The sequence below is a fragment of the Nonomuraea ceibae genome, from assembly GCF_019396325.1.
Lineage (GTDB): Bacteria > Actinomycetota > Actinomycetes > Streptosporangiales > Streptosporangiaceae > Nonomuraea > Nonomuraea ceibae.
On the sequence record NZ_JAHKRO010000001.1, the window covers coordinates 97,883 to 115,798 of the forward strand.

The following is a 17,916-nucleotide window of genomic DNA, read 5'->3' on the forward strand; positions in this document are numbered from 1 at the left end:
CTGGTTCGAGGCATCGCTCCGGACCCGCTATGCTTGCTTACGCAGCGAGCGGCCGTAGCTCAATGGATAGAGCATCTGACTACGGATCAGAAGGTTGGGGTTTCGAGTACCTCCGGCCGCACAGCAGGTCAAAGGCCCTTCGGGATGATCCCGGAGGGCCTTTCGCATGGGCGTACAGCAACGGGCTCTACCGCCTTTCTCCGCTGGCCCTGACGGCGCGCCGGAGACGGTTCCTGGAAGCCCACGGATCAGCTGACCTTCGCGCGGAGGTACGTGACCCGCGCACACCGAAGCGGAAAGGCGCTCGCCCTTGACTGTGCGCTGCGTCCGGCTACTTTCTAATAAGAAGCTTTCCTAAGAGTGCACCACCTTCGGGGACCATCCGCGCACCAGCCAACCCTGCTGGAGGTCAGCACATGCACCTCAGAAAGCACGCCGCGGCCCTGTCCGCCACAGCTCTCCTCACCGCCTCCGCCCTCTTCGGCATGGCCTCTCCGGCGAACGCCGACCCCAACTGCACAACCGGCGTGGATAGTCCCAAGACCGCCTGGGCGATCTGCACCGGCTACGCCCGGTACGCCGTCCTCATCTATGTCAGCCACCCCAACCCCAACGCCGGCGTCGGTTCCTGGCACGAGGTCGGCACCTGCGTGTCCACCGGACAGCGCTCCGAGCACACGCCGTACCACAGCATCCCCTTCACCGTGGGAGTCGCCCTCATCTGCTGACGCCGGCTCCACACCCCGAAACGAAGGCCCGTGCTACCAGGGAAATCTGGGACGGGCCTTTCGGTTTGTTCGGGCAATCCCGGGATCTTGCAGACACGGACTCGTCGAGGGCATCGCCGGTCCCGAGGAGGCTGAAGAGCGTACCGCCTGGCTGGGGCCGTCGACGGGGCCGGTGGTGCGGTCGTGCTGGTCGTGGACTCGCACGGTGCGACGGGCGACGGGGCCGCTCTGTGCCGACGGCGGGAAGGTACGAGGTGCGTTCGCGCCCGCGGTCCGGCGGGACGGCTGACGGGGAGGGAACCCGCGCTCCCGGAAGGCGCTGGTCAGGAGGCTAGGGCGCTGTTGACGGCGTTGACGTAGCGGTAGAAGGCGCTGGTGCGGTTGGCCGGGTTCTCCACCCGGGCCCTGGACAGTTTGCCGCCCTTGAAGAAGCGTGCGCGCTGGCCCTTGCTGATCTCCAGTTGTACGCCCATGCGGCGCTTGTTCTTGTTGACGATGTTGCGGGGGCTGGTGCCGTTGATCCGGTCGGGGATCGTGGCCGCCACGGGGAAGCCGGCCTTCCTGAGGGCGGCGGTGACCTTGGCGACCAGGCGGGCGTCGCGGCCTCCGACGTAGGTGGTCGCGTGGGTGGCCGCGGCGGCGTGCCAGGAGACGGTGCGGTCGACGGCGGCGACGAGCTTGAGCGCGCGAGGTTCGTCGAAGCGGGTCGAGGTGATGTGGAGTTTGCTGTTGCCGCCGGGCTTGATGCCGACGAACGAGTAGAAGGCGTGCTTGGTGCCTGCCGCGTGGTCGGCGAGCTGGGTGGTGGGTGACTCGATCGCGCCGCCGTGGATGGCGATGTGCGCCACCTTGGCGCCCCGGGGGAGGCGGCGCAGGCGCAGGTAGTCGCGGCCTTCGACCTCCTTGGCGGCGAGGGTGGCGTAGTCGGGGTACGTGTCGGCGGCTGCGGCGTGGGCGGGGTGCGGGGCGACCGTGGGGACGAGCAGGGCCACGAGCCCGGCGGTGATGATCTTTCGCATGGCGCCCATCGTGTCATCTCGTCCCGGTATCAGGGGCCGTGTCAGGGCGGCGACGATCTGGTGTCAGGGCGGTGGGCGAAAGTTGGGGACATAAGCGGTTCGTCACTGCGAACCGCGCCACCCGGCCGACAGGCACCGTACAGCTCAGAAGGAGCGTCTCATGACCATCGCCATCTCCCTCACCGACCAGGACAAGCTCACCCTCCGCGTCGCCGCCTGGGGCGCCGTCTCGCTGATGTCCGCCGCCGGCGCCGCCGGTTCGGCGCACCGGGTGGCCACCGAGGGGTCCATCGCGCTGACCTCGGCGACCGGGCTCGTCGGGCACGTGCTGGCCAAGGCGCCCAAGGGCGTGAAGTACGGCAGGACGGTGGCCACGCTGGCCGACCAGGTGCTGCCCGCGCTGACGGAGTCGATGCGCCTGCTCAACCAGCAGGACCCGGCCGAGGCGGCCAACTTCCGCGGCACCGTCCTCGTCGCCGTGGACGCGGCGGCGCAGATCCACAAGGGCACGCCCAGCCCCGCCCTGGCGGACATGGCCCGCAAGATCACCGTGGCTCTCGACGCCGCCTGATCCATGCGGGTCCGGGCGAGAATCGTACGCACGGTCACGGGGTCCACGACGGGCCCCGTGACCCTGTGGCCCGGGAAACGGCTACGAGGCCGCCTGCTGCCGGCGCACCATCTCGCCGATCCAGATCGGCGCGTACGGCGACGTGCACCCCGGTGAGGTCGGGTAGTCCTTGAGCACCTCCAGCCGCTCCCCGATGGCCAGGGCGCGGGCGCGGTGTTCGGGGTGTTCGATCCCGATCTGGGCGAGGCAGGTGTTCATCGCCCACTGAAGCCGTTCCGGGGCGTCCTTCATCTCTTTCTCGACGAGGTCGAGCAGCCCGGCGAGGTCGATCCCCTCGGGCTTCTTCGTCACCCGTTCGGAGGTCAGCGCCCAGCCGGCGCTCGCGACCACCGGGTCGGGGTCGGCGAACCAGGCCACGCGCAGCTCCTCGGCGTGCGGGCTCTTCTTCACCACATAACTGACGAGCCAGTCGTGCACCTTGGGCGTGCGCGCCTCGCGCATCATGGCGTCGAGTTCGTCCCGCTCGTACGCCTTCGGGCGGCAGATCAGCATCGCCAGCAGCCTGGCGGCGGTGTCGCCCGTCTCCCAGAGCCGGCGCGCGAGGTCCTGCTGCGTCTTCAGCCGCTTGGCGAGGGCGCGCAGCTTGCCGAGGTTCACCCCGTGGTCGTCGCCGTGCTTCTCGTTCACCTCGCGGACCCTGGGGTCCTCGAGCTCGGCCAGTTCGGCCATCACCTCGGCCACCGTCGTCTCGGCCACGTCAGCCTCCCGTCCGTCACCTGCGGGTTCAGCGTACGCCCGACTCGGCGGCCGTTCACCGCGACGGCGTGAAGGACGAGACGGCCGCCCAGACGACGGCGACGGCGAGCACGACCCCCACGCCGAGCCGCCCCAGGCCGGTGGCCTGCACCGACGGCCGCCTCAGAACCCGGTCGCGCCCCCTGCGGACGAACCCGGCCGCCGGCACCAGCAGCCGCCAGTGGGAGTACGCGGTGGCCGCCAGCGCGACGAGGACGACCGGCAGCCCGATCACCCCGGCATCCACGGACCACTGGGTGAGATCATCCCAGAACGTCCCCCGCGTCCACACGTACACGGTGTGGAGCAGGCGCTCCTCGTGCACCACCGGCGTCAGGCGGTGGAACGCCGGCCCCCACGCCGCCGCCCCCACGGCCAGCAGCCACAGGACGATCCGGTACGGCCTCCGGGGCCGGGCTGAACGGGAGGCCGTGAGCAGCGCGGCGGCGGCGGCGACCGGGTAGCAGCCAATCAGGAGCCAGGGCGGTTCGGCGGCGCGTGCGAGCCCGGTGCACGGGTCGGGACCCGGCAGGAGGAACGCGGTGCCGAGCCCGTAGGCCAGCACGACCCCGACTGCGGCTACGGCGGCGAGCGTGGCGCGGCGCGACCCGCGCAGAAGCAGCCAGGCGACGGCGACCGGCAGCAGGAGGACGCCCCAGAACAGCAGCTCGCCCGGCAGGTGCGCGCCGCCGAGCGCGTAAGGGCCGTCCGGGGCGGTCGGGACGGTCAGGCTGGTCGGGCCGTCCGGCGCGGTCAGGACGGTCGGGGCGCAGAACCAGCCGGTGCCCGGTCTGCCGATCCCGAACGTCGTGAGGATCACCGGCCCGGACGCGGCCAGGACCGCGCCGGCGCGTAACGCTCCCGCCGCACGCTCGCGCACGGACATCACCCTCCCTGAGGCGACCGGATCAGGTGTTGCCCGAGTCCTCGGGGATGGGGGTGTTCTCGTCGCGGGTGTACTTCAGCAGGGCGGCCTCGGTGATGACCTCGTCGGCGGGCGGGGCGGTGACGGCGAGGCGGAACCCCCAGCCGGTGTAGCGCGTGTCGCTCCGCTTGACCAGGGGGTTCTTGCCCGTCCCGGCGGTGTCGTTGGTGACCAGGCGCTTGAGCAGCCCGTCGCGGCCCGTCCAGAGCTGCCAGGAGACCTTGCCCTTGCTCCGGGCGGTGATGGCCTTGCCGGACGACCAGTTGACCAGCGTGCCCTTGGTGTTCCGGAGCAGCTCCGCGTAGCTCATCGTGCCGCGGTAGAGGCGCCCGCCGGGGACGGCCTTGCTCGTCGAGCACTTCAGCAGGGCCTTCACCAGGGCCGGATCGTACACGTCGATGGGCTGGAGGCTGGCGTCCCCGGCCAGGTCGCGGCCGAAGCGGCCCCGGTGGCGGTCGGGGTAGATGATCCAGTTCTTGCCGGACGGGACCGGGCCGGACACGTGGCTGCGGCTGACGTACACGTCCTTGCGGACGCGGATCACCCGGTGGGACCTGGACTCGCCGAGGTCGCGCCAGGACAGGTCGGCGGCCACCGGGCCCGACGGGGAGAGCTGGACGCGGCCGGTGATCCGGGTCCCGGCAGGTTTGGCCTTCGTGCCGAAGGAGTAACGGGTGGTCTCGGTGACGCGGACGCCGTGCTCGTGCCGGAGCTGCCGCTTGAGCGCGCTCGCCGGGTCGGGGGCGGCGCCGGCGGCCTGGGCGGGGGCGACGGGGACGAAGGCGATCAGGAGGGCGGCGGCGAGGGTGACCCGTCGTCTCATGGAATCGGTCCTTGCTCGGGGGCGCTGTGAAGGCGGTCCCCAAGGGTATCGCGCGGCTTTCCGCCTGTCCCGTCCGAAAAGCGCGTCCGCAAAGGGCGCGTCCGGTGATAGCGGGTTCGTCCTGCGGTTTAGGGGTGGGGTGGCGGACGGGCGGCGGTCATCGTGGGTGTCATGAGGCATGCCGTCGTCATCGGAGCCAGCGTCTCCGGCCTGCTGGCCGCCGCCGCGCTGAGCAGGATCGCCGAGCGGGTCACCGTGCTCGACAGGGACCGGCTGCCCGGGGAGGACGTGCACCGGCGCGGCACGGCGCAGAGCCGGCACGCGCACGGCCTGCTGGCGCGCGGGCTGGAGGTGATGGAGCTGCTGCTTCCCGGCCTGACGGTGGAGCTGATGGAGCGGGGGGCGTTCGGCGGGGACCTGCAAGCGGACTGCCGGTGGATCAACGAGGGGCGGCGGCTGGCTCCGGCGCCGGGCCGCATGCCGGGGCTGCTGGTGAGCCGGCTGCTGCTGGAGGGGCAGATCCGGCGGCGGGTGAGCGCGCTGCCGGGGGTGGAGGTGGCCGGGGAGAGCCAGGTGGCCGACCTGACGCACAGCGGCGACTGGGTGACGGGGGTGCGGCTCGTCTCGGGGGAGACGGTCAGCGCGGGCCTGGTGGTGGACGCGTCGGGGCGGGGCTCGCGGATGCCGGCGTGGCTGGGGCAGCTCGGGTTCCCGGCGCCCGCCGAGGAGCGGGTGGAGATCGACCTGACGTACACGACGCGGGTGTTCCGCCGCAGGCCCGACGACCTGGCCGGGGACCCGGTGGTGATCATGGCGGCGACCAGGGCGGTGCCGCGCGCCGGGGTGGCGCTGGCGATGGAGGGCGACCGGTGGATCGTCACCATCGGCGGCTACGGCGACGCGCCGCCCGCCGATCTGGACAGCTTCGTCGCGTACGCGAGGTCGCTGCCCGCGCCCGACATCCACGAGCTGGTCTCCCGGGCGGAGCCGCTGGACGAGGGGACCCACCACCGGACCCCGGCCAGCGTGCGGCGGCGGTACGAGCGGCTGCCCCGCTTCCCGCGCGGGCTGGCGGTCGTGGGTGACGCGGTGTGCGCGTTCAACCCGATCTACGGCCAGGGCATGAGCGTGGCCGCCGTGGAGGCGCTGCGGCTGGGCGAGTGGGCCAGGCGCGACCGGCCCGCCCGCGAGCTGTTCCGGTCGATCGCCCGGGTCGTCGACGCGCCGTGGGACATCGTGGCCGCCAACGATCTGCGCCTGCCCGGGGTGCGCGGCCGGCGCACCGCGAAGATCAAGATGGTGAACGCCTATCTGGAGCGCTTCCACCGCGCCGCCGAGCACGACACCGAGCTCGGCCGTCGCTTCCTGCGGGTGGCCAACCTCCTCGATCCGCCGTCGGCGCTCCTGCGTCCGGCGTGCCTTTTCCGCGTGTTACGCGGGGGCTCGGACGTGGTGCGCGGCGATACTGGAGACGCGGTGCCGGCGGGGGAGCCGAGCTATCCGGCGCGGCACCAAAATTAAACGATTCGTTATCTTGTACCGTTCGCCTTTGCGTAGGTAAGTTTGGCGGCCATGACCGCACCGACCATCGCCGAGGAGCTGCGCGGGGCCGGCCTGCGGGTGACCGCCGCCCGCGTCGCCATGCTCCAGACCGTCCGGGACGGTGACCACCTCGGCGTCGAGGCGATCGCGTCCGGGGTGCGTGACCGTGTGGGACACATCTCCCTGCAAGCCGTGTACGAGGCGCTGCACGCCCTCACCGCGGCCGGGCTCGTACGCCGGCTCGAGCCCGCTGGCAGCGCCGCCCGCTACGAGGGCCGCGTGGGCGACAACCACCACCACATCGTCTGCCGGTCGTGCGGCGCCGTCGCCGACGTCGACTGCGCGGTCGGCCACGCGCCGTGCCTGAGCGCGGCCGACGACCACGGCTTCGCGATCGACGAGGCCGAGGTCATCTACTGGGGCCTGTGCCCCCGATGTTCCAGCTCCTGAGCAAGAAAATCCCGGAAGGATTCCATGTCCGAGAACCATGATGCAATCGTCACCGACCCGAAGACGGAGGCAACGGGAGGCTGTCCGGTCGCGCACGATCGCGCCCCGCACCCCACCCAGGGCGGCGGCAACCGCCAGTGGTGGCCGGAGCGGCTCAACCTGAGGATTCTCGCCAAGAACCCGGTCGTGGCCAACCCGTTCGGCGGGGACTTCGACTACGCCGAGGAGTTCAAGAGCCTCGACCTGGCGGCCGTGAAGCGGGACATCGCCGAGGTGCTGACGACCTCGCAGGACTGGTGGCCCGCCGACTTCGGCCACTACGGCCCGTTCATCATCCGGATGGCCTGGCACAGCGCGGGCACGTACCGGATCAGCGACGGCCGCGGCGGCGCCGGGGCCGGCCAGCAGCGCTTCGCGCCCCTCAACAGCTGGCCCGACAACGCCAACCTCGACAAGGCCCGCCGCCTGCTGTGGCCGGTCAAGAAGAAGTACGGCCGCAAGCTCTCCTGGGCCGACCTGCTGGTCCTGTCCGGCAACGTGGCGCTGGAGTCGATGGGCTTCCAGACGTTCGGCTTCGCCGGCGGCCGCGAGGACGTGTGGGAGGCCGACGAGGACGTCTACTGGGGCCCCGAGTCCACCTGGCTCGGCGACCAGCGCTACAGCGGCGACCGCGAGCTGGAGAACCCGCTGGCCGCCGTCCAGATGGGCCTCATCTACGTCAACCCCGAAGGCCCGAACGGCAACCCCGACCCGCTCGCCGCGGCCCGCGACATCCGCGAGACGTTCCGCCGGATGGCGATGAACGACGAGGAGACGGCCGCCCTGATCGTCGGCGGTCACACGTTCGGCAAGACGCACGGCGCCGGCCCGTCCGACCACGTCGGCCCCGACCCCGAGGCCGCCTCGATCGAGGAGCAGGGCCTCGGCTGGCGCAACAGCTTCGGCACCGGCAAGGGCGGCGACACGATCACCAGCGGCCTTGAGGGCATCTGGACCAACACCCCGACGACCTGGGACAACAGCTTCCTGGAGATCCTGTACGGGTACGAGTGGGAGCTGTTCAAGAGCCCGGCGGGGGCCCACCAGTGGCGGCCGAAGGACGGCGCCGGCGAGGGCACCGTGCCCGACGCGCACGACCCGTCGAAGAGCCACGCCCCGACGATGCTGACCACCGACCTGTCGCTGCGCTACGACCCGATCTACGAGCAGATCACCCGGCGCTGGCTGGAGCACCCCGACGAGCTGGCCGACGCCTTCGCCCGCGCGTGGTTCAAGCTGACCCACCGCGACATGGGCCCGGTCGCCCGCTACCTCGGCCCGGAGGTCCCGTCCGAGGTGCTGCTCTGGCAGGACCCGCTGCCCGCGGTGACGCACGAGCTGGTCGACGCCGCCGACGTGGCCGCGCTCAAGGAGCAGGTGCTGGCCTCGGGCCTGTCGGTGTCGGAGCTGGTGTCCACCGCGTGGGCGTCGGCCTCGTCGTTCCGCGGCAGCGACAAGCGCGGCGGCGCCAACGGCGCGCGCATCCGCCTCCAGCCGCAGATCGGGTGGGAGGTCAACGACCCCGACCGGCTCGCGACCGCGCTCGGCACCCTGGAGGGCATCCAGAAGGCGTTCAACGGCGCCCAGACCGGCGGCAAGCAGATCTCGCTCGCCGACCTGATCGTGCTCGCCGGCTGCGCGGGCGTCGAGAAGGCCGCCAAGGACGCCGGTTTCGCCGTCCAGGTCCCGTTCACGCCGGGCCGGGTGGACGCCTCCCAGGAGGAGACCGACACCGAGTCGTTCGCCGCCCTGGAGCCGACCGCCGACGGGTTCCGCAACTACCTGGGCAAGGGCAACCGCCTTCCGGCCGAATACCTGCTCATCGACCGGGCCAACCTGCTCACGCTCAGCGCCCCCGAGATGACGGTCCTGGTCGGCGGCCTGCGCGTGCTGGGCGCCAACTACCAGCGCTCGCAGCTCGGCGTCTTCACCACGACGCCCGGCGTGCTGACCAACGACTTCTTCGTCAACCTGCTCGACCTGGGCACGACCTGGAAGGCGACGTCCGGCGACGCGACCACGTTCGAGGGGCGCGACGCCGCCACGGGCGAGGTCAAGTGGACCGGCAGCCGCGCTGACCTGGTGTTCGGCTCCGACTCCGAGCTTCGTGCCGTCGCCGAGGTCTACGCCAGCGACGACGCCAAGGAGAAGTTCGTGACGGACTTCGTCGCGGCCTGGAACAAGGTCATGAACCTGGACCGGTTCGACCTGGCCTAGTCACGACGTCAGGGCCGGTCCGCGCCGGACCGGCCCTGATCCGTCACCGCCTCGGCCTGAAGTGGTGCTTCACCATGTAGGCGGTCACCTGCCTGCCGATCTTCGCGCCGGCCACGTCGGCCGCGCGGGTGTGGATGCCGCCCCAGATCCGGGCCTCGGTGACCTCGGCCAGCGCGTGCGAGAAGCCGCGGAAGTGCCTGGTCGTCCCGGCGTCGTGGCTGAACCCGCTGAACGGGATGTCGTCACGGCCGAAGAAGTGCGTCAGCGCCGACATGCCCGCCCCGCTGAAACACGTGTGCCCGGACGTGTAGTCCGGATGCGGCGGCGTGACCAGCAGCGGCGTCCAGCCGGGGTCGGCCGCCGTCTCCGGGTTGCCGTCGCCGTCGGCCTCCCGGATCGCGGTGACCGGCCGCCAGAACGCCCATCGCGCCTTCTCGTTGTAGCAGGCGATCGTCGCGTCGGCCTCGGCCATGCCGACCATCGCGAACATCCGCGCCGTCCGCAGCGTGCTCAGCCGCTGCGTCGTCGCGAGCTGCCGCTTGATCTCCCACTCGGCCAGGTGCCGGTCGTGCCACCAGATCGCGGCCTGCGTCTGGTCGGCCGTGCGCAGCGTGCTGTCCTTGCCGCCGACGGCCTTGACCTCGTTGAAGTCGCGCGCGTACTGCTCGCTGGTCAGCGCCGGCGGGCCCGAGGTGCGGAACATCGACGGGCGCGGGAGCATGAACGGCTTCAGCTCGCCCACCCAGGCGCCGTCCGACCCGAAGCCGGGCGGCGTCGGCCGCCACCGGCCCGGCTCCGTCCCCGTCGGCCACGTCTGATCCCCGAACGCCCCGTCGTCCCGCCGCGCCGCCACCATCGCCGCGGCCGCCCGCGCCCCGACCGCGATCCCGCGCCGCTTGGCCGCCCCGTCGGGGACCGCCGCCAGAGACTCGCCGTACTGCGCCTCCAGCCTCTCCCGCTGCTCCGGGAACAGCGCCCGCAGCACGCCGAACGCCGCCGACGCCACGGCCGCCTCCGTCGACGCGCTCCCGCCGGCCTTCGGCGCCACCAGATACGGCTCGTACGGGCTGCCGGCGATCGCGTTCACCGCGTCGTAGACGGCGCCGTGCACCATGGCGAAGCTGCGCGCCTGCACCTGCGGCTGCTGCCTGGCCACCTCCCAGATCGCCGTCTCGGCGTTCCTGTCCCACACGATGACGGCGTTCTCCGGCGCTCGCGCCTCGGCCGCGCTCGCGCCGGGCGCCCCGGCCACGACGACGAACGCCACCACTGCCCCGACGGTCTTGCGTAATGCGGACATGCAAGCAACGTACCTCCCGGAAGATCGCCCAGATAGGGGGCGCCTTCGACCGAGGGTGGAGGGTTCGCCCACCGGGCTTGCTGGTGGGCGGGGGCGCTGGGCGCGGGAAGTCTCCGGGGCCGGTGCAACGACACGCTTGAAGCCATGACTTCAACGGACGACGCGGTCGAGGCCGCGTCCTGGCGGGAACTGCTGGGCCCGCGCCATCTGGGTTCGGCGGTGGTGCTGGCGGGCGGCGTGCTCGTCGGCGCGATCAACATCTACCTGGCCTCCAGCCTGCTGCCCACGGCGGTGGCCGACATCGGGGGCGCCGGCTTCTACGCCTGGAACATGACGTTCTACCTCGTCGCCATGGTGATCGCGACGATGCTGGTCAGCCGGGTGCTGGCCCGGTGGGGGAACGTGGGCGCGTACCTGATGGGGTTCGGCGGGTTCGTGGCGGGGTCGCTGGCGTGCGCGGTGAGCCCGGCGATGCCGGTGCTGCTGGCTGGGCGGGGCGTGCAGGGGCCTGGCGGCTGGCGTTCGTGGCGATGGCGGTGATCGGGGCGGTGTGCGCTGGGATCGTGCCCCGGGTGGTGCCGCGCGGTGAGCGCGGGGGAGGGCGGACGCCGGTGCCGGTGGTGTCGCTGGTGCTGGTGACGGCCGCCACGGCGGCCGTGAGCCTGGCGGGGGTGCTGCCCGGGACGGCGGCGATGGCGGCCGGGGTCGCGGTGGCGCTGCTGCTGGTCGGCGGGTTCGTGGCGCATGAGCGGCGCAGCGGGAGGCGGGTGTTCCCCCGGACGACCTACACGGCGGGGTCGGCGCTGAAGTGGGTGTATCTGACGATCGGGCTGCTGACGTTCGGCGTGGCGGTCGAGACGTTCGTGCCGCTGTTCGCGCAGCGGCTGGGCGGGCTGCCTCCGGTGACGGCGGGGCTGCTGGGTGCGGCGGTCTCGCTCGGCTGGTCGCTGACGCAGCTCGGCAGCGCCTCGGCGGCAGGCGGGCGCGCGGTGCGGCGGCTGTGCGTGCTGGGGCCGTTGGTCCTGGCGCTGGGCTTCCTCGCGCAGGGCCTGCTGCTGAGGGACGCGGCGCCGGGCTGGCTGATGCTGGTGTGGGCTCCGGTGCTGGTCGTGGCCGGTTCGGGGATCGGGCTGGCGTATCCGCATCTGTCGGTGGCGGCGATGTCGAGCACGCCGGATCCGGCGGAGGGCCGTCAGGCGGCTGCCGCGATCGCCACGGTGACGAGCCTGTCGATCGCGTTCGGCACGGCGGTGGCCGGGGTGTTGCTCAACGCCGGGGGCGCGTCGATGCTGACCTCTGCCCGGTACGTGCTGTTCGGGTTCGCGCTCGTCTGCGCGGTGGGCGCCGTCACGGCCCGCGCCGCGAACCGGCGGGCCGGTGCGGAGACCCGATAGCGTCGGGTGCATGCGGCTTCATGTGGGTTGTGCGATGTGGACGCACGCGCCGTGGCAGGGTCGGTTCCTCCCCCATCCGCTCGCGCAGGGCGAGCGGCTGCGGGCGTACGCGACGTGGTGCAACGCGGTCGAGGGCAACACGACGTTCTACGCGACGCCGTCGAGGAGCACGGTGGAGACGTGGGCGGCCCAGACCGATCCGGGGTTCAGGTTCGTGGTGAAGCTGCCGAAGGCGATCACGCACATGCGCCGCCTGACGGGGGCGCAGGAGGAGTTGGGGGCGTTCCTGCACGCGATGGAGCCGCTGGGGCCCCGGGTGCACGCGCTGTGGGTGCAGGTGCCGGGGTCGTTCGGGCCGGGTGACCTGGGCGCGCTGGCCGCGTTCCTCCGCAGGCTGCCCGCGGGGCTGCGCCCGGCGGTGGAGGTGCGGCATCGGGCGTTCTTCGAGGACGAGCGGGCCGTGGGGCAGTTGGAGCGGGTGCTGGCGGGGGCGGGCGCGGAGTGGGTGCCGTTCGACACCACGACGCTGTTCGGCAGCCCGCCGACCAGCGACGCCGAGCGTGACGCGTGGACGAAGAAGCCGCGGGTCCCGCGCCGGGCGCGGGCGCTGACGGACCGGCCGATCGTCCGCTACCTGGGCAGGGACGACGTGGACCGGACGGTGGCGGGCTGGCAGGGCTGGGTCGGCACGGTGGCCGGGTGGCTGCGCGAGGGCCGTTCGCCGACGGTGTTCGTGCACACGCCGGACAACGCCGAGGCGCTGCCGCTCGCCCGGCGCTTCCACGACGAGGTACGGGCCCGGGTCCCCGGGCTGGAGCCGTTGCCCGAGCCGATGCCCGCCGAGCCGCCGACGCTGTTCTGAGCTCGGGATTTCGGCCGCCCGGAACGTGGCATGTACCGGGGGAGGGGCTCGGGAAGCGAGGAGAGGCATGAAAGCTGTCCAGTTGGCCGGCCAGGGGAGCATGCCCGAGGTCGTGACGGTGCCCGACCCCGAGCCGGCTCCCGGTGAGGTGCTGCTCCGGGTCAGGGCGTCCGGGATGTGCCATTCGGACATCGCGGTGATCGAGAACCCGCTGCTCGTCGGGGGCAGCCTGCCGCTGATCCTCGGCCACGAGGGCGCGGGCACGGTGGCGGCGCTCGGCGACGGGGTGACGGGCGTCGAGGTGGGCCAGGACGTGGTCGTGTACGGGCCGTGGGGGTGCGGCACCTGCCGCAACTGCTCCAGGGGCGCGGAGAACTACTGCACCCGGGCCCAGGACCTCGCCATCAAGCCGCCCGGCCTGGGCGCTCCCGGCGCCATGGCCGAGTACATGATCGTCGACGACGTCCGTCACCTGGTCCCGGTGGAGGGGCTGGACCTGGCGCAGGCGGCGCCGCTGACCGACGCGGGGCTCACGCCCTACCACGCGATCAAGCGGAGCCTGGCCAAGCTGGTGCCGGGCAGCACGGCGGTGGTCATCGGGACGGGCGGGCTGGGCCACATGGCGGTCCAGATCCTGCGGGCGATGAGCGCGACGCGGGTGATCGCGCTCGACATCAGCGAGGAGAAGCTGGAGCTGGCCAGGGAGATCGGCGCGCACGAGACCGTGATCTCCGACGAGGCCGCCGCCGGCCGGGTGCGGGAGCTGACCGGCGGGCTGGGCGCCGACCTGGTGCTGGACTTCGTCGGCATCCAGCCCACCGTGACGCTGGCGGGCGCGTGCGCGGGGGTGTGCTCGGACGTGACGATCGTCGGGGTGGCCGACGGCCGCCTGCCCGTCGGGTTCGGCAGCGGCCCGTACGAGATGGCGGTTTCGGTCCCCTACTGGGGCGGCCGGGACGAGCTCATCGAGGTGCTGGCGCTGGCCCGGTCGGGCGCCATCGGCGTGCGCGTGGAGCCGCACTCGCTCGACGAGGCGCCGCGCACGTACCAGCGCCTGCACGACAACGAGATCGTCGGCCGGGCCGTCATCGTCCCGTGAGGTCGCGCAGCTCGTGGCTGATCCGCATCGAGCAGAACCTGGGCCCGCACATCGAGCAGAAGTGCGCGTTCTTGGCGGGTTCGGCGGGCAGCGTCTCGTCGTGGAAGGCCCGCGCGGTGGCCGGGTCGAGCGACAGGTCGAACTGGTCCTCCCAGCGGAACTCGAACCGGGCGTCCGACAGCGCGTCGTCCCACGCCTGGGCCTGCGGGTGGCCCTTGGCGAGGTCGGCGGCGTGCGCGGCGATCTTGTACGTGATCACGCCGGTCTTGACGTCGTCCCTGTTGGGCAGGCCGAGGTGCTCCTTGGGGGTGACGTAGCAGAGCATCGCGGTGCCGTACCAGCCGATCATGGCGGCGCCGATGCCCGAGGTGATGTGGTCGTAGCCGGGCGCGATGTCGGTGACCAGCGGGCCGAGCGTGTAGAAGGGGGCGTCGTCGCAGATCTCGCGCTGGAGGTCGACGTTCTCCTTGATCTTGTGCATGGGCACGTGGCCGGGGCCCTCGATCATCACCTGGACGTCGTGGTCGCGGGCGATCCTGGTCAGCTCGCCCAGCGTGCGCAGCTCGGCGAACTGGGCCTCGTCGTTGGCGTCGGCGATCGAGCCGGGGCGCAGGCCGTCGCCCAGCGAGAACGACACGTCGTAGGCGGCGAAGATCTCGCACATGTCGGCGAAGCGCTCGTACAGGAAGCTCTCGCGCCCGTGGGCCACGCACCAGGCGGCCATGATCGAGCCGCCCCGGGAGACGATGCCGGTCTTGCGCCCGGCGGTCAGCGGGACGAACGCGCGGCGCACGCCGGCGTGCACGGTCATGTAGTCGACGCCCTGCTCGCACTGCTCGATCAGCGTCTCGCGGAACACCTCCCACGACAGCTCGGCCGCCTGCCCGCCGACCTTCTCCAGCGCCTGGTAGAGCGGCACGGTGCCGACCGGGACGGGGGAGTTGCGGATGATCCGCTCGCGGGTGGCGTGGATGTCGCGGCCGGTCGACAGGTCCATGATCGTGTCGGCGCCCCACCGGGTGGCCCAGGTCATCTTCTCGACCTCCTCGGCGATCGAGGAGGTGACCGCCGAGTTGCCGATGTTGGCGTTGATCTTCACGAGGAAGTTGCGGCCGATGATCATCGGTTCGGACTCGGGGTGGTTGACGTTGGCGGGGATGATGGCCCGGCCCGCGGCGACCTCCTGCCGGACGAACTCCGGCTCGACGCCCTCCCGGACCGCCACGAACTCCATCTCGGGCGTGATCGTCCCGGCCCGCGCGCAGCCCACCTGCGTGACGGGCCCGCCGGCGCGGGCCCGGATCCACTCCGCGCGCCTCGGCGCCAGCCCCCGGGCCAGGTCGACGGTGACCTCCGGGTCGGTGTACGGGCCCGAGGTGTCGTACAGGCGGACGCGCTCGCCGTTGGACAGTCTGATCTCGCGCATCGGCACGCGGAGATCCCCGGTGTAGACCTTGGAAAAACGCGCGTCGCTCATCGCGCAACTCCCTTCGCCGGCATTACCCGGAGCAGGTTCTGGCGGTCGGCGGCTGGGCAGCCGTCCTCTCAGCCCGGTCGCACCGGGCTCCCGCGTTGGACCCGGTCAACGTAACCCGGCGAAGAAAGTCATGCAAGATCGGCCGAATTAGTGGCGGCCGTTTATGGCTCAGTCGAGGCCGAGTTCGCGGCGGGCGCGGGCGTAGCGGCGGCCGGGGGTGAGCGAGCCGGCCGACCAGGGCAGGATCTCCGGGACGCGGCGGCCGGCGTTCATGAGCAGGCTCTGGGCGCGCGCGTGGTGGCCGCCGTAGTAGAAGGCGGCGCCGAACAGGTGCATCGCCTCCACGGACCGGGGGTGCGGCCGGGGCCTGGCGTGCCAGGTGTCGACGGCGTCGATCAGCTCCTCGGCCACGTACGGGTCGCGGAAGTGCGCTTCGAGCACCTCCTGGGCGTCGCGGCCCGAGGCGGCGATCTCGCTCCAGGCGACCTCGAAGTGGGCCAGCGGCAGCATCGCGGTGACGAGGTCGCCGGGGCCTGCGGTGGCCGCGGCGGTGCGGGCGAAGGCCAGCACCTCCTCGTCGGAGCCGTGCCACTTGCCGCACAGCGCCTGAGCGCGGGTGTAGTGCCCGGCGAACAGGCGGGGCGCGCGGCTGGCCAGCTCCTCCCACAGGCGGTCCAGCTCGTCCCGGTCGCCCAGGCCCATGGCCTGCCACTGCAGGACGTCCCACGGCACCGGGTCGGCGGGGTCCGCCTCGGCGGCCCGGCGCAGCGGCTCGGCTGCGGTGGCGAGCTGCTCGTGGAAGCGGCCGGTGAGGTCGTCGCGCAGCTCCCAGGCGTGCTGCACCCGGGCCGCGCCCAGCCACAGCAGCGCGTCGGGGTCGTCGCCGGCCAGCCGCTCCAGCGCGTCGAGGTGCGCCTCGGCGGCCGTGGCGAGCTCGGTGACGCGCAGGGCACGCAGCTCGTGGTCGTCGCGGGCCTGCCTGATCAGGTCCAGGCCGCGCTCCAGCCGCCCGGCGCGGACGCGGCGCAGGGCCACGTCCAGCGCGGGGTCGTGCCACGCCCTGCCCACCTGCATGCGGGAGGTCTTCTCCAGGACGAACGCGGCGGCGCGAAACACCTTGACCGGGATCACGGCTGATGAATATCGCGAAGTGTCGTGCCGGCGCAATGAGAAATACGCCATGTCGGATCATTGAGCTTATTAAGCTGCGATTATATGGCACGACAATTGCTCTGGCCATTTTCAGCTTATCTCGGTGAGGCCCGGAGGTATCCCGATGTGCGGTGAACCGCTGATGCCGGCTCCGGTGGCCGCCGCACTCGCCGAGTACCGGAGGCTGCGCGACAGGCACGGGCCGTGCTGGGGCGAGGAGCCGCTGGCGTACGTGACCCAGGCCCGGGCCACGGTCTTCCTCGACCGGCGCCACGACTACTGGGGCCCGGCGCTGCGCCAGCTCGCCGAGCGCTTCCCGGGGGAGGACCCGGCGCACCGGCTCGGCGAGGTGGACGGGTACGGCGGCGATCTGCGCGTGCACCTCAACTGGATGGGCGAGGAGCCGGCCGAGCGACCACCTCGACCTGTACGAACGCGCCAGGGAGGTGTATCGGAGCCGGCTCCCCTGAACTGTGCATTTTTGCCTGGAACGCTTACGCAGATCATGTCGATGATCGGGCATGGACGGTGTTCTGCTCGGCAACAGCCCGCTGTTCGCCAGCTCGGATCTCGACGAGGTGCGGGAGCAGGTCGGACGGGTGTTCTGCCCGCACCGGCTGGACGTGACCGGCGACGCCGGGCTGCTGGCCGCCCGCTTCAACTCCGCGCAGCTCGGCTCCGTGCGCGTCAGCTACCTCGACTACGGCGCCGAGGTGCGCATCGAGCCGGGCGAGCTGGAGTCGTTCTACCTGGTGCAGATCCCGATCGCCGGGCGCAGCCTGATCCGGTGCGGCGGCCAGGAGATCGTCTCGACGCCGGGGCTGGCCTCGCTGCCGTCGCCGACCGAGCGCCTGGACATGCGCTGGGGCGCGGGCTGCCCGCAGCTCATCGTCAAGTTCGACCGGCAGGCCGTGGAAGGCGCGGTCGAGCAGTTGCTCGGCGAGCCGGTCGCCGAGCCGGTGGTGTTCGACCTGGGCGTGGACCTGACCGGCGCGTGGGGGCAGGGCTGGCGGGCGATGGCCGGGCTGCTCGTCGGCGCCGCCGAGACCGGAGGCGCGCAGCCGCTGGCCGCCGCCCATCTGGAGAACGCCCTGCTGTTCAGCCTCGTCACCACGCAGCCGTCCAACTACCTGGGCCGGCTGATCGCGCCCCGGCCCGCGGCGGTGCCCAAGGTGGTGCGCCGGGCGATGGCGTTCATCGACGAGCACGCCCACCTGCCGATCACCACCGGCGACGTGGCGCGGGCCGTGGCCGTGAGCGTCCGCTCGCTCCAGGAGGGCTTCCGCGCCCACCTCGGGATCACCCCGATGGCGCACCTGCGCGACGTGCGGATGGCCCGGGTGCACGCCGAGCTGCTGGCGGGCGACCCGGCCCGGTGCACGGTGACCACGGTCGCCGCCCGGTGGGGTTTCCTCCACCAGGGCCGTTTCGCCGCCGCCTACCGCGACAGGTACGGCCGCGCGCCCTCGGCCACGCTGCGGCTGAGCTGACTTCGCGTCCAGCGGACGGGATCCGCGCTCAGC

The 17,916-nt window shown here is 72.3% G+C and carries 17 protein-coding genes, 1 tRNA gene and 1 riboswitch; of the genes, 11 read left to right on the top strand and 7 right to left on the bottom strand.

What is annotated here, in order from left to right; all coding sequences use genetic code 11:
* The first annotated feature begins 48 nt into the window (after positions 1–48).
* Positions 49–121, top strand: a tRNA-Arg gene (locus KME80_RS00610).
* A gap of 295 nt (positions 122–416) precedes the next feature.
* On the top strand, positions 417–728 hold the full coding sequence (locus KME80_RS00615) for a hypothetical protein (protein WP_219498792.1): 312 nt from the start codon (positions 417–419) through the stop codon (positions 726–728).
* Between the two features lie 323 nt (positions 729–1,051).
* On the opposite strand, the gene KME80_RS00620 is transcribed toward KME80_RS00615, so the two are convergent.
* Positions 1,052–1,747, bottom strand: a complete 696-nt coding sequence (locus tag KME80_RS00620; protein WP_219498796.1) for a poly-gamma-glutamate hydrolase family protein — start codon at positions 1,745–1,747, stop codon at positions 1,052–1,054.
* A gap of 160 nt (positions 1,748–1,907) precedes the next feature.
* Here KME80_RS00620 and KME80_RS00625 point away from each other — a divergent pair, with 160 nt between their 5' ends.
* The gene (locus KME80_RS00625) at positions 1,908–2,318 is read left to right on the top strand and encodes a hypothetical protein (protein ID WP_246643593.1); all 411 of its coding nucleotides are present in this window, start codon (positions 1,908–1,910) and stop codon (positions 2,316–2,318) included.
* Between the two features lie 81 nt (positions 2,319–2,399).
* Here KME80_RS00625 and KME80_RS00630 read toward each other — a convergent pair whose 3' ends face one another.
* The 3 genes from KME80_RS00630 to KME80_RS00640 form a co-directional block, all read right to left on the bottom strand.
* Positions 2,400–3,047, bottom strand: coding sequence for a DNA alkylation repair protein (locus KME80_RS00630; protein ID WP_219499448.1), 648 nt, complete (start codon positions 3,045–3,047; stop codon positions 2,400–2,402).
* A gap of 82 nt (positions 3,048–3,129) precedes the next feature.
* The gene (locus KME80_RS00635) at positions 3,130–3,993 is read right to left on the bottom strand and encodes a hypothetical protein (RefSeq protein ID WP_219498799.1); all 864 of its coding nucleotides are present in this window, start codon (positions 3,991–3,993) and stop codon (positions 3,130–3,132) included.
* Between the two features lie 28 nt (positions 3,994–4,021).
* A complete protein-coding gene (locus KME80_RS00640) occupies positions 4,022–4,861 on the bottom strand; it encodes a hypothetical protein (protein WP_219498802.1) in 840 nt (279 codons plus the stop codon).
* Between the two features lie 171 nt (positions 4,862–5,032).
* On the opposite strand from KME80_RS00640, the gene KME80_RS00645 reads away from it, so the two are divergent.
* The 3 genes from KME80_RS00645 to katG are packed head-to-tail and all read left to right on the top strand — an operon-like array spanning position 5,033 to position 9,109.
* Positions 5,033–6,382: an FAD-dependent oxidoreductase gene (locus KME80_RS00645; RefSeq protein WP_219498805.1), complete on the top strand. Its 1,350-nt coding sequence runs from the start codon at positions 5,033–5,035 to the stop codon at positions 6,380–6,382.
* Positions 6,383–6,433: 51 nt separating this feature from the next.
* Positions 6,434–6,853: a Fur family transcriptional regulator gene (locus KME80_RS00650; protein ID WP_219498809.1), complete on the top strand. Its 420-nt coding sequence runs from the start codon at positions 6,434–6,436 to the stop codon at positions 6,851–6,853.
* A gap of 24 nt (positions 6,854–6,877) precedes the next feature.
* Entirely contained in the window at positions 6,878–9,109 is a 2,232-nt protein-coding gene (gene katG, locus KME80_RS00655) for a catalase/peroxidase HPI (RefSeq protein WP_219498811.1), read from the top strand.
* A gap of 43 nt (positions 9,110–9,152) precedes the next feature.
* Here the strand turns inward: katG and KME80_RS00660 are convergent, their stop codons facing one another.
* Complete coding sequence (locus KME80_RS00660) at positions 9,153–10,409, bottom strand: vanadium-dependent haloperoxidase (protein ID WP_219498814.1); 1,257 nt, start codon at positions 10,407–10,409, stop codon at positions 9,153–9,155.
* A 144-nt stretch (positions 10,410–10,553) separates the two neighbouring features.
* Between KME80_RS00660 and KME80_RS00665 the strand changes: the two genes are divergently transcribed.
* From KME80_RS00665 to KME80_RS00680, 4 genes are all read left to right on the top strand, one after another.
* Positions 10,554–10,949: an MFS transporter gene (locus KME80_RS00665; protein ID WP_219498817.1), complete on the top strand. Its 396-nt coding sequence runs from the start codon at positions 10,554–10,556 to the stop codon at positions 10,947–10,949.
* Positions 10,940–11,803: an MFS transporter gene (locus KME80_RS00670; protein ID WP_219498820.1), complete on the top strand. Its 864-nt coding sequence runs from the start codon at positions 10,940–10,942 to the stop codon at positions 11,801–11,803. The genes KME80_RS00665 and KME80_RS00670 overlap by 10 nt, the downstream gene beginning before the upstream one ends.
* A 10-nt stretch (positions 11,804–11,813) precedes the next feature.
* Entirely contained in the window at positions 11,814–12,665 is an 852-nt protein-coding gene (locus KME80_RS00675; RefSeq protein ID WP_246643595.1) for a DUF72 domain-containing protein, read from the top strand.
* Between the two features lie 67 nt (positions 12,666–12,732).
* Positions 12,733–13,764 (top strand): NAD(P)-dependent alcohol dehydrogenase, encoded by a 1,032-nt coding sequence (locus tag KME80_RS00680; RefSeq protein ID WP_219498822.1) that lies wholly within the window; start codon positions 12,733–12,735, stop codon positions 13,762–13,764.
* On the opposite strand, the gene thiC is transcribed toward KME80_RS00680, so the two are convergent.
* Both thiC and KME80_RS00690 read right to left on the bottom strand, forming a co-directional pair.
* Entirely contained in the window at positions 13,751–15,241 is a 1,491-nt protein-coding gene (gene thiC / locus KME80_RS00685; RefSeq protein WP_219498825.1) for a phosphomethylpyrimidine synthase ThiC, read from the bottom strand. The two genes, KME80_RS00680 and thiC, sit on opposite strands and share 14 nt — an antisense overlap.
* A riboswitch (TPP riboswitch) is annotated at positions 15,233–15,345 on the bottom strand. It overlaps the preceding gene by 9 nt.
* Positions 15,346–15,409: 64 nt before the next feature.
* Positions 15,410–16,372, bottom strand: a complete 963-nt coding sequence (locus KME80_RS00690; RefSeq protein ID WP_219498828.1) for a tetratricopeptide repeat protein — start codon at positions 16,370–16,372, stop codon at positions 15,410–15,412.
* 542 nt (positions 16,373–16,914) lie between these two features.
* Between KME80_RS00690 and KME80_RS00695 the strand changes: the two genes are divergently transcribed.
* Entirely contained in the window at positions 16,915–17,883 is a 969-nt protein-coding gene (locus tag KME80_RS00695; RefSeq protein ID WP_219498829.1) for an AraC family transcriptional regulator, read from the top strand.
* Positions 17,884–17,916: the final 33 nt, after the last annotated feature.